Raw genomic sequence first — 23,710 nt, forward strand, 5'->3', positions numbered from 1 at the left:
TTATACTGATTTGAGGGGATATCTTTGATGTACGATTACGCTGTACTTGTTGATTTTGGTAGCACCTATACAAAAGTAGTATGTGTGAATTTGAAGGAGCGCAAGGTAGTTGTTACTGATAAGTTTCCCTCAACTGTTCATTCAGATGCTGCAATAGGTTTAAATCAATGTTTTGAAGTTGCAATCAGAACGATAGGAAAAGAGAAATTTGGATCAGCTCTTAAATTGGCTACAAGTAGTGCTGCTGGTGGGTTAAGAATGGCAGTTGTAGGACTTACTAATTCAATTAGTATTGAAGCGGGACGAAACGCTAGTTTTAGCGCTGGAGCGAAAATAGTATGTAATACCGCTGGAATTTTGTCTAAGTCCGATATATTAAAAATCGAAGAGTCTAGAGCTGAAATCCTTTTACTATGTGGAGGTCACGAAGGTGGAAATACCTATTCGTTACTAAAAAATGCTGAAATTTTAAGTGAAAGTAATTTGACCATTCCTATAATATATGCTGGGAATTCTCACATTGAGCAAGAAATAAGAAGAATATTTATGATTACTGGCAAAGAATGTTTCTTAGCTGAGAATATTATTCCTGCTGTTGGTTCGTTAAATACCGAACCAACAACAGAAATAATTAGAGAACTTTTTATGAAACGAATTACTAATATGAAAGGTGTCGGTTTTGTTCAAAAAGAAATGAATGAAATGATTGTTCCAACTCCTGCAGCCGTTTTGGCCGCTGGAGAACTCCTTAGTCTTGGTACTAAAAATCAGAAAGGTCTCGGACCACTAATGATGGCAGACATAGGGGGAGCAACAACAGATATATACTCATATTTAGATAATAAAAGTTTCTCTGGAGCAAAGCGTATAGGATCACCAGAACCTTTTGCAAAAAGAACAGTTGAAGGCGATTTAGGTATGAGAGAATCTTCAATATGTCTTGTAAATGAACTTGGTACAGAGAATTTTGCCAAAAAGTGTGGAATTTCTGAATCAAAACTTAACAAAGCTATAGAAAAACGTATAACTACTACTGAATATATTGCTTTAGGAAGTGGACAAAAACACATTGACTATTGTATTGCTTGTGGAGCAATTTCTCTTTCTGCAAGACGACATGCAGGAACTGTTTCGAAAGAATTCAACGATGGATGCCGACTAATACAAAGAGGGAAAAACCTCACAGAGATAAAAACAGTTATTGGTACTGGTGGAATAATCGTAAATGAAAGTAATGCATTTGATATTTTAAAGAAAGTAGAGATTGAATCGTCGGAAGTGGATCAAGTTTTGCTTCCGGAGAAGATTGATGCATTCATTGATCAGGATTATGTTCTATTTGCTGCTGGACTTCTTTGTAAGTATGATGAGGAAGCTGCATTAACCATAATGAAAAAGAGTCTGAACTTGACTTAAAGAGGAGTGGAAGAAATTTATGGACGTTCAAATCAAAAGGAGATTTGATGAAAAAGAATTGATGGATATGAAATCAGTTCTGGCAGAAGCAAAAAAAATCGCTTCTGAAACCAGTATCGGAGAGACACTGTTCATGAAAAAGCATGGAATCAAGTCTGAAAAGGAATACAAGCTCAAAATGATGTCAGAAGGGAAAATAATGAAACATTCTGTCATCGGTTGGAATTCTTGGGATGTGACTGAGCAAGGATTTAAAAAAGTATACGAGGGATTGAAAGAGTCAGGCTCTTCAATCGATCGTTTAGGCGTTTGTTTAGACTGGGTTATGGGGGTTCCTGAAAAGTATCGTAACGATTTCCAAGCTGGCGGAGGTCTTATTTTCCAAACTCAAGAAGAGTGGAACGCAATTGGACAAGTTATTCCAGTTCAGCCGCATCTTGGAGATCACATGATTGGCTCTCTTAATGCAGTTGAGAATACAGTTAGAGGTCTTCGTGCGGGTGTTACAGCAATTGGGAACTTGGCTCAATATTTTACTTATGAATACCCGGGTCTTGATATGGAAGCCTATCGTACTGAAGAATACATGAAATCAATTGCTATCATGGGAGCATTCCGGGATCAAGGTGCGATAATTCATTGCAATTTAGATGATGGTTACGGAGCTCAATTTCATGATTTATCAAATCTTCTTGGTTGGGCAAAATTGGAAAGATACATTGCAGAAGATCTTTTAGGAGGAAGAGTCGCTCACACTTATGGGAATTTATTCAGTGATTCAACCTTAAGAATGGTTTTCAACCGTGCTTTGAGCATGATTGACAAGTATAATACGCCTGGATCTTTTGTAAATGGAAACACGATTGACTATGGACTAGATATTCAGAGAAACTATGGAGCATTGTGTTCTTACTCGCTTGCTGATATTATTTGTCAAATGAAATATCCAGCTGGATATGCAATTGCTCCGGTTCCTTTGACAGAAGCAATCAGGGTGCCATCTCCTGAAGAGATGGTGGAAGCACACCGAGTGGTTGATATGATGATTGAAAAAGCTGAATTCTATGTTAACTTTATGAATTGGGAAAAAATTAATGCAGAAGCAGAAGTACTTGTTACTGGCGCGAATTGTTTCTTTGAAAAAGTATTGAACGCTCTCGATGATCTTGGTGTGGACATTAAACACGCAGGTCAAGTTGCGTCAGTTCTTAAAGCGATTGGTCCAAAACGATTGGAGATGGCGTTTGGTGCTGGTCTGAGTGATGAATTTGCAATGCGAGGAAGAGTTCCTGTTCGACCTACTAGCATAGTAAAAACAATTAATAATATTCAAGAAGCAGCTATGGAAAAAATGGATCTTAAAGATGATTTCCCTTTAAAAGGCATTAATGTAGTAGTTGGTTCTACAGACGTTCATGAATTCGGCTTAGAAGTAGTTGCAAATGTAATCAAGAAAGCTGGAGCAAATGTATTTAATTTGGGAACTACTGTTTCTGTAGCTGAGATTGCTGATACTTTGGTTGAAACTGGAAGTAATATTGTATTAATGAGTACTTATAATGGAATTGCCTATAGTTTTGGACGTGATTTGATTGAAAGTCTTAGTGAGGCAAAATTAGAAAATGTTCACATTCTAATGGGCGGGCGATTGAATGAGCCAATTGATGGAAATGATGTCCCTATTGATGTTTCTGATAAATTAGCAGAGATGGGAATTAACGTAGATAATAATGTAGATACTTTGGTTGGAACGATTGCCGCATACGACTAGGTTAGACATCTCAGAAATAAAAGTAAAAGAGGAGAATGAAAATGAGTAAAAAAGTATTATTTTGTGGTGGCGGCAATATGGGAGAAGGTATTCTAAAAGGACTAATTGCAAATGAAGCTGCAGATAAACAAAATATCACAATAAATGAACTAAATCCACAACGACGTGATTATTTGAGTGAAACCTATGAGGTTAGTGTTGTTGAGGATGCTACTGATGCAATGAAAGAAGCAGACTTAATTATTATTGCTGTTAATCCTCATCAAGTGGGATCTGTTACAAGCAATCTGAAATCATTGATCAATGAAAACACAATTGTATTGTCCATTGCTGCAGGTATTACAATTGAAAGCTTGGAAAATCAATTAGGTTCTGATAAGAAAATTCTTCGTGTAATGCCTAATACATTGATTCAGTCAGGTAACGGACACAGCGCAGCATGTATTAATTCTAATATTAATGATGACGATAAAACTTTCATCACTAAAATTTTGAATGCTTTGGGTCAGACGATGTTCATTAATGAAGATATGTTTGATACCTTTACAGCATTTAGTTGTTCAGGACCACTATGGTTATACAAAACGGTAGAAGCTTTAATTAATGCAGGGGTCTATTCTGGATTTAGTCGAGCTGATGCTAGGAAAATTGTTATCAGAAATATGATGGGAGTATCTCAAGTTCTTGAAGAATCTGGGGAACATCCTTCAGTAAAAATTGATGAAATGTGTTCTCCAGGAGGAGTAACTATAGAAGCTCTTAAAATGATTGAAGATCAGGGAATTGCATCAGGATTCATGGCATCGGTGGATATTGCAGTGAAAAAGGCAAACTCTATCAAATAGTAAAGTTTAATTAACTGAGTAACTAAATTTGTTACTCAGTTAATTTATACTTTAAATTAACTGTAAATAATTGGAAGAGGCGAGGCAAAACAAATGAATGTATTAGTCATAAACTGTGGTAGTTCATCATTAAAATTTCAGTTAATTGATACTGAAACCGAACAAGTTTCAGCGAAAGGTCTTTGTGAAAGAATCGGCATTGATGGTCAGCTTATTTATCAGAAAAATTCAAATGAAAAAGAAGTTATTGCTCAAGAAATGCCCACTCATGCTGAGGCGATTCAGGTAGTCATTAATATTTTGACAGATAAAGATCTAGGAGTAATTTCAAGCTTAGACGAGATTGATGCAATTGGTCATCGAGTTGCTCATGGTGGAGAAAAATTTTCGAAACCAGCATTCATTACAGAAGAAGTTTTTAATGAACTTGGGGCTTGTAACGAATTAGCGCCGTTACACAATCCTGTCAATTTAATAGGTATTAAAGCTTGCGATGAGTTTATCCCAAATACGCCTATGGTAGCAGTTTTTGATACTGCATTTCACCAAAGCATGCCGGAAAGAGCTTACCTTTATGGTTTACCAAGTAGATATTACGATCAATACAAGATTAGACGTTATGGGTTTCATGGAACAAGCCATAAATTTGTTTCTGATAGAGCATCCGAATTATTAAGTGTTCACAATCCCAAAATTATTGTTTGCCATTTAGGTAATGGATCTAGTATATGTGCTGTTAATAATGGAAAATCAGTTGATACTTCGATGGGTTTCACTCCTTTGGAAGGATTAGTAATGGGGACTCGTTCTGGAGATGTTGATCCAGCAATTCTATCTTATATTGCAGAAAAGGAAAATATGAGTATCTCTGAAATAATGGAAGTACTAAATAAAAAGTCTGGTGTTGCAGGAATTTCTGATGTTTCAAGTGATTTTAGAGATTTAGAAGAAGCTGCGAATTTAGGTAATAGAAAAGCAAAAATTGCTTTAGATATATTTTCTTATCGAGTTGCAAAATATATTGGAGGATATGCGGCTGCTATGAACGGGGTTGATTCTATCGTATTTACTGCGGGTATTGGTGAAAATGCTATTACAATTCGAAAAGAAATTTGTAGCTATCTAACATATTTAGGAGTAGTTTTTGATCAAGAAGCAAATAATACTAGAGGTTCAGAGAGAGAAATATCAAAAAAAGGGTCGAAAGTGAAGGTATTTGTTATCCCAACTAATGAAGAATTGGCTATTGCTAATGAAACTGCTGCAGTAATTCAACTTTAATAATGAAAAAACTGAGTAAACCTTTAAATGAAATTAGAAGTATAAAAGTAAAAATTAAGAATTTGAATCGCAGTTTAAGATTAAATACGTGTTGCAATTGAAGAAGTTGAGAAAATTGTAGGAATCTACTTTAACACTTGAGTTCGGTAAGAATGGAATATCGATTGCAAGAAGAATGGTTTCGACAAGGAGAATTTTTTCCATAGTAGGATGAACTCGTTTCCTGTTCTGTATAACCTATAAAGAATACTGAGTTAGTATAAGAAGTACTGAACTAAACGGTTAAGGATATGAAAGAACGTGCAAAAAGATTATGAGGAATTGGCAAAAAATAGATAAACAGGAAACTATTTTTCGTTAATTTAAATTATAATTACTTTATTTATATTTATCATTAAAAATAAATTTGAATAAGGTCAGTTAAAGTGCGGCGTAAATCTATACGCCGTATATTTTTGAACAAAAAAGTACCTCTTTGAATAGTTATTTTTAGAATTGGATCAAACATTATAAATAGTAATGTATTAGTTGATAATGTATTTAATTGATAGTAGTTCTTTAAGGATATAGAAGTAGAAAAACTCTTTTCTACAATCTTATTAATAGATAGGAATACTGAGGCAATAAGATTAATCCAGGGGGTTGATGTATGTATAAAAAACTTCAATATCTATACATGGCGATTCAATCAATCTATTGGCTCTCCACTGTGGGATCGGTTGGCTTTGTTGTTTTAGTGTTACAAAAACAAGGATTCGATGTTGTAATGATAGGCATTTTGTTAACGATTCGCGCTGTTATTAGTGTATTCTGCTGTCAATAGCGGTTTATCGTCGCTATTTACATTCTGCCAACCTATTTTTGCTAATCTATTTGATAAATATGCACAAAAAATCTCTCTAAATAGCTTTATTGCCGTAATGATAATTGTTAGCATTATCACTACGGCAGTTCAGATGACAGAACCTAGTGTTAGTGGAATGATAATCTTATTCATATTATATGGAGTGTTTACTTTTGGAATGATTACCTTTATTGATGCACTTTCTTCACTATATTTTCATCAAGGAAAAAAAATTCATTATCCAATAGCTCGATATGTAGGTTCATTAAGCTATGCTGTTTTTGCTTTATTTGCAGGTTATCTAGCTTCAGCAAAAGCTATTTTAACATCACAAGTCATTTTCTATATCATCATTTTACTAATCTTAGTTTTGAAAATTGACAAGGCATACGGTGTTGTTGATATTAAACCTGTACAAACAAACTCAGAAAAAAGTTTTTTTAAAGTATTGAGAGCATATCCAATGTTTCTTTTTTTGTTGCTAGCAACTTGTTCATCTTTTATAGGAAAAGAAATGGTGGCTAATTTCTTGATTGATGTTTATCGGGGAGTTGGAGGTACAAGTAAAGATTATGGGCTGGGGATATCGTTGTTAGCTTTCTCTGAGGTCCCTATCATATTTGCATTCGAGAAGATATTAGTTCGTTTAGGAATTGAAAAATTAATGATAATGTCATTTCTGTTTGCTGCGATCAGAATTTTTATCATTATGATTGCACCAAGTGTTTTTTGGTTGAATTTTGCTCAGATTTTTCAGTTTTTAGGAACAGGGCTCTTTTGGGCAGGGAATGTCCAGTTTGTTCGAACCATACTTCCAGCAGAATACTTTGTAAAGGCTCAGAGTGCGATTGGAATTTGTTATTTGGGAATTGGTAGTGGAGTTGGAAGCTTGTTAAGTGGTACTATTCTTGAATACACAAATCTATTTAACTTACTAGCTGTTTCGTTTTTATTCTCTTTTTTGGGAGTTGTTTTTATGGTCATCGGTAAATATATTACTAAAAAAGTATAACTAATTCACCCGTGGTGCTAGTTGATTAGAAACTGAGAAAAATAAAAACTTTGCGATAGAATAAGCTCAAAACAACGACGAAATGAGGGGTTATTCTATGCAAAGTCAAACTAAATATATCGAAATTTACACAAATACTCAACTAATGTTTTCTGAAATTCTAGAAATCATTCAGTCACTTTACAAAAGATACGTTCCTGCGAAAATAAAAAATCGAAAGAACACTCATCTGTTAAAGCAACCTGATACCGTCATCATTTCTTGTGTTATATGGGGAATGATGAATGGATTAACTACTCAAAGAGCTATATATCGCTCCGTACGGAGCGTTTTAGCATTAGAACATTTTCCTGATCGATCAAGATTTACTCGATTATGTGTCAACCTAACCACAGCTATTAAACTCATTCGTTACCGTTTTGTGATTGAACATGCCAATCCTAAAGATCAACTTTTTGCAATTATTGACAGCTTTCCTAGCCCATTGTGTAAACCCGTAAGAAATCGAAGAGCAAAAGTTTTGTCTGAAGTAGCTGATATCGGCTACAACTCAACTAAAAAGTTATATTTTTACGGATTGAAGATTAGTGTTATGGTTACCAAAACTGGCTTTCCCTTAACTTACACAGTCACTAAAGCTTCAATTCATGATGTGAATATGGCTGAAACACTTGCCTTTGATTGTCCTATTGAAAAACTATTGGGCGATAAGGGCTACGTTAGCTCGGACATGCAAGAAAGACTGTTGAATAAAGGTATAGAGCTATCTACTCCAGTAAAAAAAAAATGCCAAAAAATAACAACAAACTTAACGATTCATTATTATCTGAACACCGCAAGGTGATTGAAACGGTGTTTTCTAGTTGGGAAAATTTTGGGATTCAGAATTTTAAAAGTAGGTCATTATTAGGGTTTGAAAGTCGATTAGAAAGCATCTTGCTTGTCTACTGTTTAATGCTGTGACTGCTAAAATAAAGTTCCACTTGACGGTGACAAATGCTTTCTAAGGCACAAGAACGTTATGGAGAAACGTTAAAATACTCTTTGGGGCGTTTCTAAAATCAACTAGCACCACGGGTAACTAATTCATAAAGGTCAATAAAAACAGATATAATTAGTACTGAAGTTCCTCATCAAACTATTAGAGTTATGATGAGGAACTATTTAGCAAAAAAATGAATTTATCTATAACGTAACTCGTGTGCTCGAATATCATCTAATAAATGTTGAAAAGAAATTTTCCTTGCTTTGTCAGAATCACCATTTTTAAGAGCAGAAAAAAGTTCTCGGTGTTGAGCAAGAGCATTTGTTCTAAACTCTACGATGCTAATATTTGAAGAATAAATTTTCTCAACAATTTGATCGTTAAAAATATCGTAGTATGCAGCAAGAGCACTAGTGATCAAATTATTTTGAGCCCATTCTCTAATGTAAGTATGAAACTGGTAATTTTTTTCCATTAACTCATTTGAATCATGAGCGGCTTCTTCACATTCTAGTAAAAGTACTTTAAGCTTTTTGAGCCCTTCTTCATCAATTTTTTTTGCAGCAAGAGCAACAGCCTCTGGTTCGAGAGCACAAACAAATTCCAACATTTCACGTTTATCAGCTAAATCTAAGCTAGCTACAAAATCCCCTTGTTTTGCAATGTCAGCTCGGCTTTTCACATAGGTTCCATGTTTAGTGATTCTAATAAATCCTTGAGTCGTAAGGACTTTATAAGCTTCTCTTAAAGTAGTTCGACTTACATTAAGTTTTTTACTAAACTCCATTTCGTTTGGAAATTTGAAATTATCATCTAATTCCCCAGAAATAATCATATTTCTAATTTTGTCCGCTAGATAGTCGGATTGTGTTTTAATTTCAGTAACAACTAATTTTTCTAATAAATCTTGCTTTTTCATAATTTCCTCCTTGATTACTTATCATATTATACATAAATTTACTTTGTATTAGTATTATAGATGCTATATTTTACTAGTTTAGTTCATAATCTCTAATTTTTCTATATAAAGATGCAATACTAATATCTAAAGCGTTAGCCGCAGACTCTCTTCCTTTTTTTGATTTTCCGTAGCGTGATAATACATCATTTATAACTTCCTTTTCTTTCATAGCTAGAAGGGCCTTTAGCGAGTAATTGTTTTTAGAGTCTAATTGATGATCATTAGCACGAATATGTTCTGGTAAACTATCAAATTCTATTATCGAATTTGTTTCCATATTCAACATATATTCGACAGCATTCTCAAGTTCTCGAACATTACCAGGCCAATCATAAGAAATGAGTGCATCTTTTGCCCCATTAGATAATTTAGAAATTGGTTTATCAAAGTGTTGACCATATTTATCCATAAAGTATTCAATTAAGGCTAAAACATCAGCGCTTCCTCGTTCTCGTAAGGGTGGAATATAAAGTGGAATTACATTCAATCGATAAAATAAATCCTCTCGAAAACTATTATCAGCAACCATTTTCTCTAATTTTTTGTTTGTGGCAGCAATTATTCTTATATCAATTTTTTTTTCTTTCTCACCACCAACTCGTTGTACTTTTTTTTCTTGTAAAACACGCAATAGCTTTCCCTGTAAGTAGAGTGGCATGTCGCCAATTTCATCAAGAAAAATTGTTCCAGTATCAGCCAGTTCGAAATAACCGGGTTTCCCACCCTTTTTAGCTCCTGTAAACGCGCCAGATTCATATCCGAAAAGTTCACTTTCTAAAAGTGAATCAGGAATTGCAACACAGTTTAAAGCAATAAATGGTCCAGAAGAACGTGAACTCATATTATGAATTGCGCGAGCAAACATCTCTTTTCCAGTACCACTTTCACCACGGATCAAAACTGTGGAGTCTGTGTTACTAACTTTTTTAGTTCTAATTTTGACTTTTTGAAGTGCCTCGCCAACGGAAATGATATCACTACTGGATAAAACATTATTAGTTCCAATAAAACCACTCACAAATCGATTAACTTTGCTAATTTCTTCGATAATCAAAATAGTTCCAGTTATTTTGTTATCACTAGTAATAGGATGAGCAGTCATATAAGAAATTTGCCGGTTTCCATAGTAATCAAAAATTTCAATTTCTTGTTTGCCATTAATTAGATTTTCTCGTTCTTCCTTGAATTTCGGACAAAATAGTGAGATGGATTTATTCACAATATATTTGTCTGAGGTAGATAGGAGTATTTCTGTAAAACGATTGCAAAAAGTTACATATTCATTATTATTCAAAGCGATAATACAATTGTCTACGGAATTGATGATAGTTGATAACTCTGCGTTCATGACACTTAATTTTTCTTTTGCTTTTACTTCCTCAGCTCGACTTGCCAATAAAGAACACATCTGCAATAAAAAATCTGTATAGGAATCTGTTTTTTCTAAGATTCTTTTACGCTGTTTTTCATCGTAACAAGTAATGCTTATAATTCCAATACATTGATTTTTTATTACTATGGGAGCTGCTAGTTCAATCAATTCATTACAATTTCCATAACTTGAACACCCGATACAGAGATCATTAGAGCCGGGGTCTTTAACCACAACGAGTTCTTGATTATTAATAACATGGTTATAAATATGACTTAAGTGGTAGCCTTTTTCAGAAGATGCAGTACCGCTAATCACTCTACCTTTATCGTCAAGAATCATTATTTCAGCATCCATCATCGCAGATAATGATTTTGCTACATATGAAATTGTTTTCTCCACATCAGTATGATGTAACATAGTTTTATCACCATTCTATTATCATATTTGATAACATGGTATCACAATTGATACCGCTTGTAAACGTTGTTAGACAACAAGTGTCTGAGGGAAGATGTGAAAAGTTATCAAAAATGATAATTACAATGAATATAAATTGTAATTATCTCTTGCGAAGCCCTATGCAGCGCTATTTCTAGTAATTTTTTTTACAATTAAAGTTGGCATTAAAATTGCTTATATTCTTAGTAAGAAAGTGTTCTACTATTCTAATTTGAAGGGGTGATAAAAGTGTCTTATGCAAAAAAAGATGATTGGGTACAAATCAGCAAAACAGTTTTAAAAGCAGGAGAACGTGCTCCGCAAGTTCCTGCGGATACACAGGATTGTGATCTTAAGATGTGGGTAAAGGGATTTATTCAAGAAGATGCTGAAATTGGTGATGAGGTTGAAATTGTAACAGCTATCGGAAGGCATGTTGTTGGAGAACTTTGTGAGGTTAATCCTAAATATACACATACTTATGGCAATTTTGTTCCAGAACTTGTTCAAATTCAAAGACAAGTCCGTGAGCTTACGTTTGGAGGGGAGAATAATGAATAAAGAGAAATCTTATTCTGCAATTAATCAGAGAAAGAACGAAATCATGCAAGCGGCCATGGGAGTGGATTATAGCAAATTCGAATCACCTGGAATCGGTTTTGATTATGAACAAATGATGCGCGAAGCAGCCTACTCAATGGATGAGATGATTGAAATCCAACGTGGTCATGCCGTAGGAAATACTCCATTAATTGAGTTGCGCAATTTAACTAAATTAGCGAGAAAGTATTCACCCAAAGGTAACGGAGCTCGAATATTTATTAAAGATGAAGCATGCAATGCATCGGGGAGTTTTAAAGCTAGACGCGCTTCAATCGCAGTTTATGAAGCGAAAAAGAAAGGGTATAAAGGAGTAATCTGTGCTACTTCGGGGAACTATGGAGCAGCGGTAGCTGCACAAGCTGCTATGTATGGACTAAACTGTATCGTTGTTCAAGAGTGTTATGACAGTAGAAAAGTAGGACAACCAGAAATCTTGGAAAAACAAAGAATCTGCGAAGCTTTTGGAGCAGAAGTAGTACAATTGACTGTTGGTCCAGAACTATTCACTACTCTTCTTCAATTACTTGAAGAAACTGGGTATTATAATGCATCGTTATATACGCCACTAGGAATTGCGGGTGTGGAAACACTCGGCTATGAATTGGTAGAACAATGTCGTAATACAATTAATCGTGATCCTGATATGGTGCTAATTACGAATGCAGGAGGTGGCAATGTTTCTGGAACCGCAAGAGGAATGAAAAAGGCTGGATGCGATGCAAAAGTTGTAGGTGTTTCCATCGATCTTCATGGATTGCATATGGCTTCTGATAAGGATTTTAACAAGAAATCCTTTACTACAGGTCATACAGGTTTTGGTATGCCATTTATGAGCTGGCCAGATCGTAGTGATTGTCCTAGAAATGCTGCACGGATGCTTAGACATATGGATGAGTTTTATACAGTGAAACAAGGTGAAACTTTCTATATTACTGAAGCGCTCGCAAGCTTAGAAGGGTATGAAAGAGGTCCTGCTGGTAATACTTCGCTTACGGCGGCATTTGCTCTAGCACAACAGTTAGATCAAGACCAAGTAATTGTTGTTCAAGAAACGGAATACACAGGAGCCGGTAAACACCCGATGGCTCAGCTTTCATTTGCTAGAGAAAATAACGTGGAGGTTCTGTTTGGCAATCCTGATGATGATATTCCAGGTAAGAATATCGTCTTACCAGAAAATCCTTCAATGATTAAAGCAAGAAAATACGACTTAGAAAAAGTTCGTCGTTCTTATATCAAGAACTGTGTTAAAAACTATCAAATGACTGAGGCTACTTTGGATGATGTTCGATTTATTATGGAGGATTCAAAAGCCGATTATGATTTTGTTGTAAGTGAATTAGTCAACCATGGTGTCAAAATTTATCATAGTAAATGAGAGAATGAGAGGATGAAAAAAATGATCGTAGGTGTAGTGAAAGAAATCAAGAACAATGAAAACAGAATTGGGTTAACTCCAGATTCAGTAGCGGAGTATGTATCAGCAGGGCATCAAGTCTTAGTTGAAAATAATGGAGGACAAGGAGCAGGCTTCCCGAATGAAGATTATGTTGCTGCTGGGGCAAAGATTTTGGATACAGCAGCAGAAGTTTGGGAACAGTCAAATATGATTGTCAAAGTCAAAGAACCAATTCAATCTGAGTATAAATATCTACGAGATGACTTAATTTTATACACATATCTTCATTTGGCTGCTGATAAACCTTTAACAGAGGCTCTTCTTAATGCTGGTACTACTGCGGTTGCTTATGAAACAATCGTTGACCCTCAAGGTGGCCTTCCATGTTTGGCACCAATGAGTGAGATTGCTGGTCGAATGGCAGCTATGGAAGGAGCAAAATATCTTGAAGGAACTTTTAGCGGTAAAGGAGTGCTTTTAGCTGGGGTTCCTGGTGTTAAAAAAGGGAAAGTGACAATTATTGGCGGAGGAAATGTAGGTACTAATGCTGCAAAAATTGCAATGGGATTAGGTGCAGATGTTACTATTTTGGATATTAGCGCTCGGAGATTAGCTTATCTAGATGATATTTTTGGTAGCCGTATTCAGACTCTATATAGTAGTCGTTCTAACATTTTGAATAGTATTGCAGAAGCAGATGTTGTTATTGGGGCTGTTTTGATTCCAGGAAAGAAAGCACCAAAATTACTAAAAGAAGCTGATCTAAAAGTAATGAAAAAAGGAACTGTTTTAGTCGATGTAGCAGTCGATCAAGGTGGTTGTTTTGAAACAACTAAAGCAACGACACATCAAGATCCAATTTTTATTGTGGATGATATTGTCCACTATTGCGTAGCTAATATGCCTGGAGCTGTCGCTAAGACTTCTACTCAAGCGTTAGTTAATACTACATTGAAATTAGGACTTGATATTGCTAATAAAGGGCTTTCTCAAGCGCTTGAGGACAACAAAGGGTTAGTACCTGGAGTAAACTGCTATCAAGGAAAATGCACATTTGATGGGGTAGCAGAAGCGTTTGGTTTAGAGACATATAGCATTATGGAACTTATCTAAAAGCTTTCATAGAGCCATCAGTAGATTTTATAAAGATTAGTATGATCGTACTCCTTTCTTATTAAACTGATGGCTCTATTTGATAGCCGATTTTATCAAGAATCTGATAAAGAAAATGTTAGAATTGAGGGAATTTTTTTATGAATGATAAAAAAAATCGAACATGGATCGAGGTCAATCTAGATAATCTTATACATAATTTTATGATCTCACAAGAAAGAGCACAGTTTAAACCTACCATGTGTATCATTAAAGCAGATGCATATGGACAAGGAGCAGTTGCTGTTGCGAAAGCTCTTAGTGGGGCTGGAGCATCATATTTTGGTGTAGCTACAGCTGAAGAAGCTTTGCAATTAAGACGTCATCAAATTACAGAAGATATTTTGTTGCTTGGGACGACTTCTCCAAATAATATAGAAGAATTGATTGATGCTGATATTACTGTCACTGTGAGTAGTGAAAAAGTGGCGGAATCATTTAGTCTGGTTCAAAGAAACTGTAATAAAAAATTAAAAATTCATATTAAAATTGATAGTGGCATGGGTAGACAAGGAATTTGTTTAGATCATGCGGTAGAGCAAGTTCTTAGAATTAGCGAGTTTTCAGGCTTTGAGGTTGAGGGTATATATAGTCATTTCGCAGCAGCAGATGATTCATTAGAGGACGATTTTACTAAACATCAGTATGAAAGTATGTTGCAAATTGTTCGTACTGTTAGAAACTTAGGTGTAAATATTCCGATTTTTCACATTTCAAATAGTGCTGGTATTATTTCACAAGCTTATAGGGATACAGATATGGTGAGACCGGGAATTATGCTATACGGCTCAAATCCGTGTACAGATTTTCCAGTAGATCTCAAGCCTGTGATGTCACTTAAATCTAGAGTGTCAAATATCATACATATAAAAAAAGGGGATACTGTCGGTTATGGGAGGAATTGGAAAGCAGACGAGGATTCTGTGATTGCCGTACTTGGTATTGGCTATGCTGACGGTTTGATGCGAAATTTGTCAGGTAAACTTTCTGTGCTAATTGATGGAAAAAGAATGCCGCAAGTAGGTCGTATTTGCATGGATATGTGCATGATTGATGTGACTAATTTAAAAGGGATAGAGATCGGTGATATAGTGACTATCATTGGAAAAGATGGGGATGAAGAAAATACTGTTGATAAGGTAGCAGAACTATCTAACACAATTTCTTATGAAATACTGTGTGCAATTGGAAAACGAGTCCCACGAATTTATTTAAAAGATCAACAAAAAATAATGGATGCTTGTTATATTGATTTACTGTAATTAAATACATGGAGAGTAGGTAAATTCTTTGAAAAAGAGAACAGGTTTGATTCATATCTATTGTGGAAACGGAAAAGGTAAAACAACAAGTGGAATGGGACTTTGTGCTAGGGCAGCTGGCAACGGGTTTAGAGTATTGATTTATCAATTTATGAAAGATAATACAACAAGTGAAAGAAATGTTCTAAATTTAAGTGAAAATATTACAATTGTAGATGGTTTAGATAGAGAAAAATTTAGTATTGCTTTGTCGGATAAGGAACGACAAGAACGATTCGATTTTTATTATTCTCAGTTTGAAAAAGTTACTCAACAAGCAGAGGAGAATTTTGATGTTCTTTTTCTTGACGAAATTCTTTATACAATTCAAGCTGGTTTATTAGATGAACAACCTGTTTTGGATTATCTTAAAAATAAACCTGAAAACTTAGAAGTGATTTTGTCAGGTAGTATGCCAAGTGACGAAATGATTGCTATAGCAGATTATGTATCAGAAATAAAAAAAATAAAACACCCTTACGATCTAGGGCAACAGGCTAGAAAAGGAATAGAATTTTAAAATAAGTAGTTCATATTCCGTTTAGTAAGGGTATTTGGATAAGAAATACTTACTCAAGAGAAATTGATAGAGATCATAATCAGAAACTAATTGTTTGCTCATTGTTGTGAATAACGTAACAAGAAATTAGATATTTGAATGTCAGAATTACTTGAATGGTTTATTTTAAAAAGATAAATGAAGATACTTTTAGATGAGATATTAAATATGATTATTGATTATTAGAATTAAGATCATGATATTTGAAATCAATAGCAAGTGGTACTTAAGTTTGTGCCACTTAGTTATAAACATTTAAGAATTTTTGAAAGTTAAATTTCTTAAATCAGATTAAAAGAAAGGAGGTAAATAACAATAGAAGGAGGTGTGAATATAGAAGTTTAAACAGTTACAAAGAATTGAAAACCCAACCATTTTTTATTAATGTAATAGGGATAAATAAAATCACCCCAATTTTTTTGTTTATTCCTATTCATTTTTGCTTAAAAATAGACTAAGTACATTTATACTTACATAAAAAAATGAGTAGATTAGTGTCAACGGACATTGCTAAATGGTTTTTGGCCACTTGAAAATGGATCTTTCCCTGAATTGTTGATGGAAGTCATTTTTCAGATAATAGAACCTTCATTTTTAATGTTTGAAAGTGACAACGGCCGAACATCATTCGCTTTATCTTCTTCAATTTATTTATTTTACCTTCGGCTAAACCATTAGAGAGTTCCGGAAAAATTAGTGCATTTTGAATGGCATCTTTATCTCGTTCCAATCCATTTAGAAATGTGTTGAGGTGTTTGTTATTCAGCCTTCGTACGATACTTATCCACTGATCTAGCGCATTCAAACTGCAATCAGATAAAATTTTTCGAAATGTTGTTACCAATTGAAGAATTTCTAAAATTTTTGGTTCTGATTTCAGTACGTATTGAGTCGTTTCATCCAATTCACGTTAAAAAAACTCTTTCACAAATAGACATTTGATGATGGGCCTACGTAGCACTTTTTTTGTAATCGTTCGACGGTTGTTGTATGTTTCTAGAGCTTGTTTATAGGATTTTCGGAAAGTCGAAAAAGCTCTAGAGTAACCTTCGTTAACTAAAACCTTGTACACATCATGTAATTTTTCATGTTGTAGTAACAGCTGTTGTAATCGTGCCACGTAAGAATTGATTTCAGTAACGGAATCTTTCTGTTGGTGGTCCTCTAATGCATCAATAGTCGGATCGCAGTAACGTTTAACCGTCCGATAATCTAGCTGGAATAACCGAGCAATTTCAGCATATTTCCAACCTTCGGTTCGTTTTTCCCGCACGAATGAAATAAGCAACTGTTTTTGATTTTGAGCGAAAGTTAATTGTTTTGAGACTGGTTTCGTTTTCTCTTTGTCTAATTCAATTTTCTTTGGGATTAACGATCGAAGTGCTTTGGTTGCATGCTCAGTTAACGATTTAAGAACATGAAACCGATCAGCAATCTGTATAATATCCGGAGATACTTCAGAAATGGCACTTCTAAAAGTGTGTGAGCCATCACGAATGACAAATGTTAGATTCGGAAAATTTTGAAGCCACTTTTGAACATCGGAAAGTTTTCTAGATGGAATAAGATCGACCACTTTTCTAGATTGTGCATCAATCAAAATAGAACCATAAGATTGACGTTTTCGCACGGCAAAGTCATCTAAACAAGCTACAGAAATCGATGAATCAATGGAAAGAAGTACTTTTTTTTAAAAGTCTAGAAATGGCACTTTTACTGGTTTGTATACCCATGTTTCGCAAAATATAGGTGGCTTGAAGGAGACTTGTATGAGTGGCTACATCAATAATCAATTCTTCTAGTCGGTTTGTTTTCGTTGCCCCAGTCGTTGTAAAATCACTGGTTTGAGTAAAATAAATCATCGAACATTCATTGTTCTTGCACTTGAATCTTCTGACATTAACAACAACGAATACTGGTTTCCCGCTGATAGGTAAGTCTTGAACTGTTTTAGAATACAAAGAATGAACAGTGACCGATTCCGTTTGGCACGTAGGGCATAAGCAACTGCTAGGTTTTAGTTTCCCTCTAAAATAGTAGCAGCCATCTTTCTCTTTGTAAGACGTACAGTGAAAATTTGGAAGCGAAAACTCCATAAAGCCTCTCTCCTGACTGAAATGTTCTTTTTGTTAGTATAACAGTACTTTCAACAATTCAGGGAAAGATCCATTTTAAAGCTGCCGTTAACACATAGATTAGTATTGGAAAAGGTGCGATAAATAAATATTTTATCGAAAGTAGTGACTAGATCATTGCTTAACATATTGGCTATATTTAATAACTTAGATGCTAGCCAATATTGAATTAGTGAGAAATAGGGGAATTAGATTGAAATAAGACGCCTAACTTCAATATTCTATGTGAGCAATTACATAATATAGATGGATATAATATGCAACTTTTTTGATGGAGTTGCTTAATTTAATTACAAGATTGATTCTTTAAGACCCAAATATAACAGGATAATAAACTGCTATGGTTATTTAAAAATAGGTTTTGGAAAGATTTAATTGTATGAAAGAGGGTGGAAAAATGGAAGTTTACTTAGTTCGTCATGGTGAGACAATTTTAAATCAATTTGGGAAAATACAAGGATGGTGCGATTCATTTTTAACTGAAAAAGGAAAAGAACAAGCATATCTTTTAGCAAAAAAAATGGAAGATATTAAATTTGATTGTTTCATTTCTAGTGATTCAGGAAGAGCTATTCAAACAGCAAAAATTATTTCTATGAGAAATAAAAAATCCTTGAATTTTAATGTTTATCCTTATCATTATTTTAGAGAATACTATTTTGGAAGTTTTGAAGCAGAAAAAATTGAAACTGTTTGGAAGCCGATATTGGATTATTTTGGATATAAAACTATGAAGGAGATGGAGCACAGAGAAACAATGATGACAATCATGAATACTTTGAAAAGATTTGATCCTAGTGCCGAAGCGGAAAATCATGAGGATTTTTGGCATAGAGTGGATAAAGGATTTGAGAATCTTCTTGAACAATTTGAATCTAATTCTCGTATTTTTCTTCTGAGTCATGAAAATTTCATTAGATCTTTCAAAGAAAGGTATGATAAGACATATAATCTGTATGATGATATACCAATACTTAATGTTGATGTTTTTAGACTATTTAAGTGTTCAGGTGAAATAATGATTGAATTTTAAAAAGATTTGATAATGTACTAGCTTGTTCAATTTTAGATAACTGATTATCTTACTAGAGTCTGCCTTTTTATTAGTTTTTTTTTATATACTATCTTTCGATAGTTCAAGAAAGTGTTTATTAAATTCTTATTATTAGAATAGATTTTAAAAATTTTTTTCTAAGTTGAAAATCATAAAACAACGAAAGGGAATATCTTATAATAATTTAAGTTTGAATTTTGAACAGGTATTTGAAGGGAAAACTAAATTAGTCACAGATGTCTAAAGAGCTTGATTTTTTTTAAGAATGAATCCAAGGAAGTATCAATTTTTTATTTTATATAGATTACTTAAATAGAGAAGAGCGAATTAATGAGAAAGTTGATGATATTTGATTTAGAAAATCCAGATGGGGAGTTGCTTTATGAAGATCTTTTGGTTGTTGCTAAAAAACATGGAGTTTTAAGTGAGTATCACGAGGTTTTAAATAGTAAGTTACAAAAGGGAAATTTGACAATTGATCCAGCTAAAATGGTTGTTTACAAGAATTCAAAGAAAATTGACCTAACATATAAGGAATTTGTATGTCTTTATAAATTGGCTAGCCATTCAGGAATCGTCTATCAATCTGATTCTTTATACGAACTAATTTGGCAAGATAAAAAGATTATTGGAAACAAGAGTAGCGTTACTTCATTAATTAGTAAACTACGAAAAAAGATTGAAGATGATTCAAAACATCCTCAATATATTTTGACAGTTCGTGATGTTGGATATAGATTCAATCCTGATTTGTAAAAAAGTTAATTTTCATGATTTGGAGGAATTGCAAGATTTTATAGAGTAATTAAGTAGTAGTTTTAAATTGAGGAACAGTTTAGTTCATCTCCCCCTCAAGAAAATAAGTTGAATAAGAAGCACATGACTGTTGAAACTAGACTGTTCATGTGCTTTTTGGCATTTTTTCAGAACTTTTCCTCTTAATAAAAAATCAAAACAAGTTATAGATTTCTTTCATGTTTTTATGCCAGTCATTCATAAGCCTTAAATACTCTTTTTTCCGATAACAATGCATGATAAAAATTAATTAACAAGTATTGAGGGAAGTGAGAAAGATGATTCCAATCAAAAATGTTCAGTATTTAGATAGAAGTAAGAAACCAGTTCATTTATCTGAAACGAATAACGCTGCTCTCTTGATCCATCAAGTGAAGAGAGAGGATCAAACGGAACCATCCATCTCATTTTCTTTGGCTTGTGATCCGAAGCAAAAGTTAGAGAATAATGAAGATTCTAAAGATGAGTTATTGAGAATTTTGCTAGACATCCAATGTGGTTCCTTGCCATTTGATTTTACAAATTTGCCATTAAAGTCCACAGAGGAAATCAACCAGCTATGCTATTTGCTCTTTTCTTATTACGAAACTGAAAATCTGACGTATCCGGTGGATGTTGTGTTGGAATCTTTAGTCAATAAACTATGGGTCTTAAATTCGCAGTTATTGAGAGGCGAACATTCTTTTCTATCTTTGCTAGTATTTATGTATGAGCATCGATACGAGCATTTGACGATGGATGATTTTTGCTCCGGAATCCATGTTAGTGAGTCTACCTTGACAAGACAGTGTAGAAAATATGGGAAGGACACACCCTCTAATTTATTTAGACGAGTGAAGTGTGCAGAAGCTAAAAGGTTGCTAAATGAAACAACTCTCTCTCTTGAAGAGATTTCTGAAAGGCTCAACTTTAAGAGTCCTCAACATTTTTCAACCGTTTTTAAAAAGGTCGAAGGTATCTCGCCGCTGAAATTCCGAAAGAAAAATCTTAAAAGACATCAAATAACGATGAAGGAGTGTTTTGGGTGAAATCGAAAGAAGAAAGCAAGCTTACGGATCAATTAGAAGAAATGTTATCTAGAATTGGCGAACTATTGGATAAGTATGAGGAATGCAAGTTCTTCTTGCTAGAAAATCTATTTGTCTCAAAAAACAAACTTACAGTTTCTTCAAGAATCCCTAAAAAAGAAATCGAGTTGCAAAAATATCGAGAACAAAAAGAAAAAAGTCAGAATCAACATTCTTTTGATATTATCGCAACTAAAATCGCTTCATTTTTAAAGGCAAGTCCAACACCTAAAACAACGGGACAAATTTATAAATGGTTAGTAGAGTCAGAAAATATCAATATTTCGTATGGTAATTTGTCTTCTAATATTTTAAGTCGAATGAATCAAGAAAAACGATTCAATGTGGAGAGAGTTCAGAGGGGATATTGGCAATATAGATTTATGCACATTTGAAGATGATTGATTGGTTTCTTAAAGAGCCTTTTTTAAAGACTCTTTAAGAAGTGAGTGAAATTACTTCAACTTTTGAAAATTCACCGAAACAAATGAGTGAAAAAATGTGAACTTTCAAAAGTAGCGTTCTTTGAAAACTGAATAATAATTTGTCAGGCACGTTTATTTCTAAGAAGAGCTAGGACAAACTATCGCAATGAATTGATGTTAATCAAGGAGCGATCAAATAGTTATGTTCAACTGTTGAAGCTAAAACAGGCGCAAAGACACTTAGAAAGATAATGGTACTTCCGTGAGGCTCGGCGTAAATAGCGGAGAGGTGAAATTCCTATGTACTCAGTAGCAATGAGTAGCTTGACAAAATTGTATAATCAAAATGTTTACAAAAAAAGGAACAGCATAAACGTTTTCTAAATGCTTTCGCACCAACGTTTATCTGTTCCGTGGGTTTGGCACCCAATGGGCTGTGAGGGGCTCGAACCCGCGACCCGATGATTAAGAGTCATCTGCTCTACCAACTGAGCTAACAGCCCGAATTTTTAATACTTAGATAGTTTAGCATTTACGAAAAAAAAATGCAATTAAAAAAGGAACAGAAAATGACAAAAAATTTCCTGCTTTCTGTAGAACATGTAAGGGGAGTGAAGAATGAGAGAATACTATGAGAATATTTTTTCTCAGTACACGGATATAGTAGGCATTGATGATATGAGAATCATGCTGGGGAATATTGGACGAAACAAAGCTTACACTCTACTTAAGACAAACGAAATAAATCATCTAAAAGTTGGTCGGAAGTATAAGATTCCTAAAAGATATATTATTGATTTTCTATTGGAATCTGATTCAGCGCATTGTAAAATCTGATACTATGTTATAATTAAGGAGTCAGATTTGATATCAGTTGCTGACTTTTTTCAATTTTTAGGAGGAACAGAAAATTGAAATTACGAGCAAATATCGTCGAAAAAAGAGGTACATTACATGTTGTTGTCACTTTCAAAGATGAAAATGGAAAGTCTAGACAAAAGTGGCGGGATACCAAATTAAAGAAGAAAGGAAACAAAAAAAGAGCAGAAAAAATTAAAGAAGACTTCATTAAAGAAATTGAAAATCAGTTATCTCAAACAAACACACTAGGAAAAGTTGATCCACTATTGGATAGTAGAAAAGATTTATTATTTTATGACTATCTTGTTGATTATCTAAATGTGATAAATAAGGAAGTGTCTTATGCAACATATATTGGATACAAGAAATATGTTGAGAAAAGAATTAAGTCTTTTTTTGAATCTAGCAAATTACTTCTAGTTGATTTACGTCCTGTTCATTTACAAAAATTCTATCAACAGATACTTAATGATGGTTGTACCACAAATACAGTTATTCATTACCATGCTTTTTTGAGAAAAGCTTTGCAAAATGCAGTTGTTAATGAGCTTTGTGTTGTAAATGTTGCGGATAGAGTAAAAAGACCAAAGAAGAACCATTTTATGCAAAAATATTACAATAGTGAAGAAGTTACAGAGCTGATAAAAGCTGCTCATGGAGAGAAACTTAAACTAGTAATACTACTCACTGCTTTCTATGGTTTAAGAAGAAGTGAAGTTCTAGGTCTAAAATGGAGTGCCATAGATTTTGTTGAAAAAAAAATTACAATAAATCATGTTGTAACTGATAATCCAGCAGACTACTCCAATCCACTTCGTTTGGATCGAACAAAGAATAGTACCAGTTATAGAACCTTGCCTTTAGTAGAAGGCATAGAAAAGGAGCTGGTTAATTGGGCCAAATGGCAACAATCAAATAGGAAGGATTATGGAAAAGAATATTACGAAGACGATAATGAGTATCTTTTTACTATGGAAGATGGACATCTTATGAAACCAACTTATATTACTCATCGTTTAAATAAAATCATGAAAAAGAATAATCTTAGAGTCATTAGATTTCATGATTTGAGGCATTCAAATGCATCCATTTTACTTGCTAATGGTCAAGATATGAAAAAGATACAAGAATGGTTGGGCCATGCTTCTTATACAACTACTGCTAATCTATATACGCATTTAAATGCTAATTTCAAAACTGAAGTAGCAAGTTCATTAGAAACCTCGCTGCAAATTTAGGATTTAAAATAACAGAAAAGGACTAAGCGACTCTCACATTGCTTAGTCCAAAAAACAAAAAAAACGATTTAAAATCGTTGGCAATTTGTTGGCAAATTATTGTTGTTAACAAAAACCTCATCAAAAATCCCCTTAGAAACCTTACATATCAACATTTCAAGAAGAATCCCTTTATTTCAGCACCGCTGATTAA

Annotated in this window: 22 protein-coding genes, 1 tRNA gene and 1 pseudogene; 18 read left to right on the forward strand and 6 right to left on the reverse strand. The window is 33.9% G+C overall.

What is annotated here, in order from left to right; genetic code table 11:
• Positions 1 to 27: 27 nt before the first annotated feature.
• From IGI52_RS19525 to IGI52_RS19555, 7 genes and pseudogenes are all read left to right on the forward strand, one after another.
• A complete protein-coding gene (locus IGI52_RS19525; protein ID WP_438782160.1) occupies positions 28 to 1,416 on the forward strand; it encodes a glutamate mutase L in 1,389 nt (462 codons plus the stop codon).
• Between the two features lie 19 nt (positions 1,417 to 1,435).
• The gene (locus IGI52_RS19530) at positions 1,436 to 3,187 is read left to right on the forward strand and encodes a cobalamin B12-binding domain-containing protein (RefSeq protein WP_438782161.1); all 1,752 of its coding nucleotides are present in this window, start codon (positions 1,436 to 1,438) and stop codon (positions 3,185 to 3,187) included.
• 41 nt (positions 3,188 to 3,228) lie between these two features.
• Positions 3,229 to 4,032, forward strand: coding sequence for a pyrroline-5-carboxylate reductase (proC, locus tag IGI52_RS19535; RefSeq protein WP_438782162.1), 804 nt, complete (start codon positions 3,229 to 3,231; stop codon positions 4,030 to 4,032).
• A gap of 93 nt (positions 4,033 to 4,125) precedes the next feature.
• Positions 4,126 to 5,313, forward strand: coding sequence for an acetate/propionate family kinase (locus IGI52_RS19540; RefSeq protein ID WP_438782163.1), 1,188 nt, complete (start codon positions 4,126 to 4,128; stop codon positions 5,311 to 5,313).
• 649 nt (positions 5,314 to 5,962) lie between these two features.
• Positions 5,963 to 6,136 (forward strand): hypothetical protein, encoded by a 174-nt coding sequence (locus IGI52_RS19545; protein WP_438782164.1) that lies wholly within the window; start codon positions 5,963 to 5,965, stop codon positions 6,134 to 6,136.
• Entirely contained in the window at positions 6,117 to 7,169 is a 1,053-nt protein-coding gene (locus IGI52_RS19550; protein ID WP_438782165.1) for an MFS transporter, read from the forward strand. Before IGI52_RS19545 ends, IGI52_RS19550 begins: the two co-directional genes overlap by 20 nt.
• A gap of 280 nt (positions 7,170 to 7,449) precedes the next feature.
• A pseudogene (locus IGI52_RS19555) lies at positions 7,450 to 8,132 on the forward strand (IS982 family transposase).
• Between the two features lie 218 nt (positions 8,133 to 8,350).
• Here the strand turns inward: IGI52_RS19555 and IGI52_RS19560 are convergent.
• The gene (locus tag IGI52_RS19560) at positions 8,351 to 9,073 is read right to left on the reverse strand and encodes a FadR/GntR family transcriptional regulator (RefSeq protein WP_438782166.1); all 723 of its coding nucleotides are present in this window, start codon (positions 9,071 to 9,073) and stop codon (positions 8,351 to 8,353) included.
• 73 nt (positions 9,074 to 9,146) lie between these two features.
• On the reverse strand, positions 9,147 to 10,907 hold the full coding sequence (locus IGI52_RS19565) for a sigma-54 interaction domain-containing protein (RefSeq protein ID WP_438782167.1): 1,761 nt from the start codon (positions 10,905 to 10,907) through the stop codon (positions 9,147 to 9,149).
• 270 nt (positions 10,908 to 11,177) lie between these two features.
• On the opposite strand from IGI52_RS19565, the gene ortA reads away from it, so the two are divergent.
• The 5 genes from ortA (at position 11,178) to IGI52_RS19590 (ending at position 15,903) form a co-directional block, all read left to right on the forward strand.
• Positions 11,178 to 11,489 (forward strand): 2-amino-4-oxopentanoate thiolase subunit OrtA, encoded by a 312-nt coding sequence (ortA, locus tag IGI52_RS19570; protein ID WP_438782168.1) that lies wholly within the window; start codon positions 11,178 to 11,180, stop codon positions 11,487 to 11,489.
• A complete protein-coding gene (gene ortB, locus IGI52_RS19575; RefSeq protein ID WP_438782169.1) occupies positions 11,482 to 12,909 on the forward strand; it encodes a 2-amino-4-oxopentanoate thiolase subunit OrtB in 1,428 nt (475 codons plus the stop codon). Before ortA ends, ortB begins: the two co-directional genes overlap by 8 nt.
• Before the next feature lie 21 nt (positions 12,910 to 12,930).
• Positions 12,931 to 14,043, forward strand: coding sequence for an alanine dehydrogenase (ald, locus tag IGI52_RS19580; protein WP_438782170.1), 1,113 nt, complete (start codon positions 12,931 to 12,933; stop codon positions 14,041 to 14,043).
• 140 nt (positions 14,044 to 14,183) lie between these two features.
• A complete protein-coding gene (gene alr, locus IGI52_RS19585) occupies positions 14,184 to 15,344 on the forward strand; it encodes an alanine racemase (protein WP_438782171.1) in 1,161 nt (386 codons plus the stop codon).
• 28 nt (positions 15,345 to 15,372) lie between these two features.
• Positions 15,373 to 15,903 (forward strand): cob(I)yrinic acid a,c-diamide adenosyltransferase, encoded by a 531-nt coding sequence (locus IGI52_RS19590; RefSeq protein WP_438782172.1) that lies wholly within the window; start codon positions 15,373 to 15,375, stop codon positions 15,901 to 15,903.
• Positions 15,904 to 16,507: 604 nt separating this feature from the next.
• Here IGI52_RS19590 and IGI52_RS19595 read toward each other — a convergent pair.
• From IGI52_RS19595 to IGI52_RS19605, 3 genes are read right to left on the reverse strand one after another with little or no spacing between them, the layout of a single operon-like run.
• On the reverse strand, positions 16,508 to 16,846 hold the full coding sequence (locus IGI52_RS19595; RefSeq protein ID WP_438782173.1) for a transposase: 339 nt from the start codon (positions 16,844 to 16,846) through the stop codon (positions 16,508 to 16,510).
• Between the two features lie 6 nt (positions 16,847 to 16,852).
• Positions 16,853 to 17,614, reverse strand: a complete 762-nt coding sequence (locus tag IGI52_RS19600; RefSeq protein WP_438782274.1) for a transposase — start codon at positions 17,612 to 17,614, stop codon at positions 16,853 to 16,855.
• Positions 17,610 to 18,038: a transposase family protein gene (locus IGI52_RS19605; protein ID WP_438782174.1), complete on the reverse strand. Its 429-nt coding sequence runs from the start codon at positions 18,036 to 18,038 to the stop codon at positions 17,610 to 17,612. Before IGI52_RS19605 ends, IGI52_RS19600 begins: the two co-directional genes overlap by 5 nt.
• 436 nt (positions 18,039 to 18,474) lie before the next feature.
• On the opposite strand from IGI52_RS19605, the gene IGI52_RS19610 reads away from it, so the two are divergent.
• From IGI52_RS19610 to IGI52_RS19625, 4 genes are all read left to right on the forward strand, one after another.
• The gene (locus tag IGI52_RS19610; protein WP_438782175.1) at positions 18,475 to 19,110 is read left to right on the forward strand and encodes a histidine phosphatase family protein; all 636 of its coding nucleotides are present in this window, start codon (positions 18,475 to 18,477) and stop codon (positions 19,108 to 19,110) included.
• 351 nt (positions 19,111 to 19,461) lie between these two features.
• Entirely contained in the window at positions 19,462 to 19,887 is a 426-nt protein-coding gene (locus tag IGI52_RS19615) for a winged helix-turn-helix domain-containing protein (protein ID WP_438782176.1), read from the forward strand.
• A 317-nt stretch (positions 19,888 to 20,204) separates the two neighbouring features.
• Positions 20,205 to 20,954, forward strand: a complete 750-nt coding sequence (locus IGI52_RS19620) for a helix-turn-helix domain-containing protein (RefSeq protein WP_438782177.1) — start codon at positions 20,205 to 20,207, stop codon at positions 20,952 to 20,954.
• Positions 20,951 to 21,388, forward strand: coding sequence for a hypothetical protein (locus IGI52_RS19625; protein WP_438782178.1), 438 nt, complete (start codon positions 20,951 to 20,953; stop codon positions 21,386 to 21,388). The genes IGI52_RS19620 and IGI52_RS19625 overlap by 4 nt, the downstream gene beginning before the upstream one ends.
• A gap of 460 nt (positions 21,389 to 21,848) precedes the next feature.
• Here the strand turns inward: IGI52_RS19625 and IGI52_RS19630 are convergent.
• Positions 21,849 to 21,921 (reverse strand) — tRNA-Lys (locus IGI52_RS19630).
• Between the two features lie 115 nt (positions 21,922 to 22,036).
• On the opposite strand from IGI52_RS19630, the gene IGI52_RS19635 reads away from it, so the two are divergent.
• Entirely contained in the window at positions 22,037 to 22,255 is a 219-nt protein-coding gene (locus IGI52_RS19635; RefSeq protein WP_438782179.1) for a helix-turn-helix domain-containing protein, read from the forward strand.
• 74 nt (positions 22,256 to 22,329) lie between these two features.
• Positions 22,330 to 23,517, forward strand: a complete 1,188-nt coding sequence (locus tag IGI52_RS19640; RefSeq protein WP_438782180.1) for a tyrosine-type recombinase/integrase — start codon at positions 22,330 to 22,332, stop codon at positions 23,515 to 23,517.
• Positions 23,518 to 23,710: the final 193 nt, after the last annotated feature.

Origin of the sequence: Enterococcus sp. DIV0187 (genome assembly GCF_051713785.1) — a bacterium.
Taxonomy (GTDB): domain Bacteria; phylum Bacillota; class Bacilli; order Lactobacillales; family Enterococcaceae; genus Enterococcus_A; species Enterococcus_A avium.

Excerpts from the sequence above, each read along its gene's own strand:
- IGI52_RS19525 (WP_438782160.1), top strand. The coding sequence starts at position 28 with ATGTACGATTACGCTGTACTTGTTGATTTTGGTAGCACCTATACAAAA.
- IGI52_RS19530 (WP_438782161.1), top strand. The coding sequence starts at position 1,436 with ATGGACGTTCAAATCAAAAGGAGATTTGATGAAAAAGAATTGATGGAT.
- proC (WP_438782162.1), top strand. The coding sequence starts at position 3,229 with ATGAGTAAAAAAGTATTATTTTGTGGTGGCGGCAATATGGGAGAAGGT.
- IGI52_RS19540 (WP_438782163.1), top strand. The coding sequence starts at position 4,126 with ATGAATGTATTAGTCATAAACTGTGGTAGTTCATCATTAAAATTTCAG.
- IGI52_RS19545 (WP_438782164.1), top strand. The coding sequence starts at position 5,963 with ATGTATAAAAAACTTCAATATCTATACATGGCGATTCAATCAATCTAT.
- IGI52_RS19560 (WP_438782166.1), bottom strand. The coding sequence starts at position 9,073 with ATGAAAAAGCAAGATTTATTAGAAAAATTAGTTGTTACTGAAATTAAA.
- IGI52_RS19565 (WP_438782167.1), bottom strand. The coding sequence starts at position 10,907 with ATGTTACATCATACTGATGTGGAGAAAACAATTTCATATGTAGCAAAA.
- ortB (WP_438782169.1), top strand. The coding sequence starts at position 11,482 with ATGAATAAAGAGAAATCTTATTCTGCAATTAATCAGAGAAAGAACGAA.
- ald (WP_438782170.1), top strand. The coding sequence starts at position 12,931 with ATGATCGTAGGTGTAGTGAAAGAAATCAAGAACAATGAAAACAGAATT.
- alr (WP_438782171.1), top strand. The coding sequence starts at position 14,184 with ATGAATGATAAAAAAAATCGAACATGGATCGAGGTCAATCTAGATAAT.
- IGI52_RS19605 (WP_438782174.1), bottom strand. The coding sequence starts at position 18,038 with ATGGAGTTTTCGCTTCCAAATTTTCACTGTACGTCTTACAAAGAGAAA.
- IGI52_RS19610 (WP_438782175.1), top strand. The coding sequence starts at position 18,475 with ATGGAAGTTTACTTAGTTCGTCATGGTGAGACAATTTTAAATCAATTT.
- IGI52_RS19615 (WP_438782176.1), top strand. The coding sequence starts at position 19,462 with ATGAGAAAGTTGATGATATTTGATTTAGAAAATCCAGATGGGGAGTTG.
- IGI52_RS19620 (WP_438782177.1), top strand. The coding sequence starts at position 20,205 with ATGATTCCAATCAAAAATGTTCAGTATTTAGATAGAAGTAAGAAACCA.
- IGI52_RS19635 (WP_438782179.1), top strand. The coding sequence starts at position 22,037 with ATGAGAGAATACTATGAGAATATTTTTTCTCAGTACACGGATATAGTA.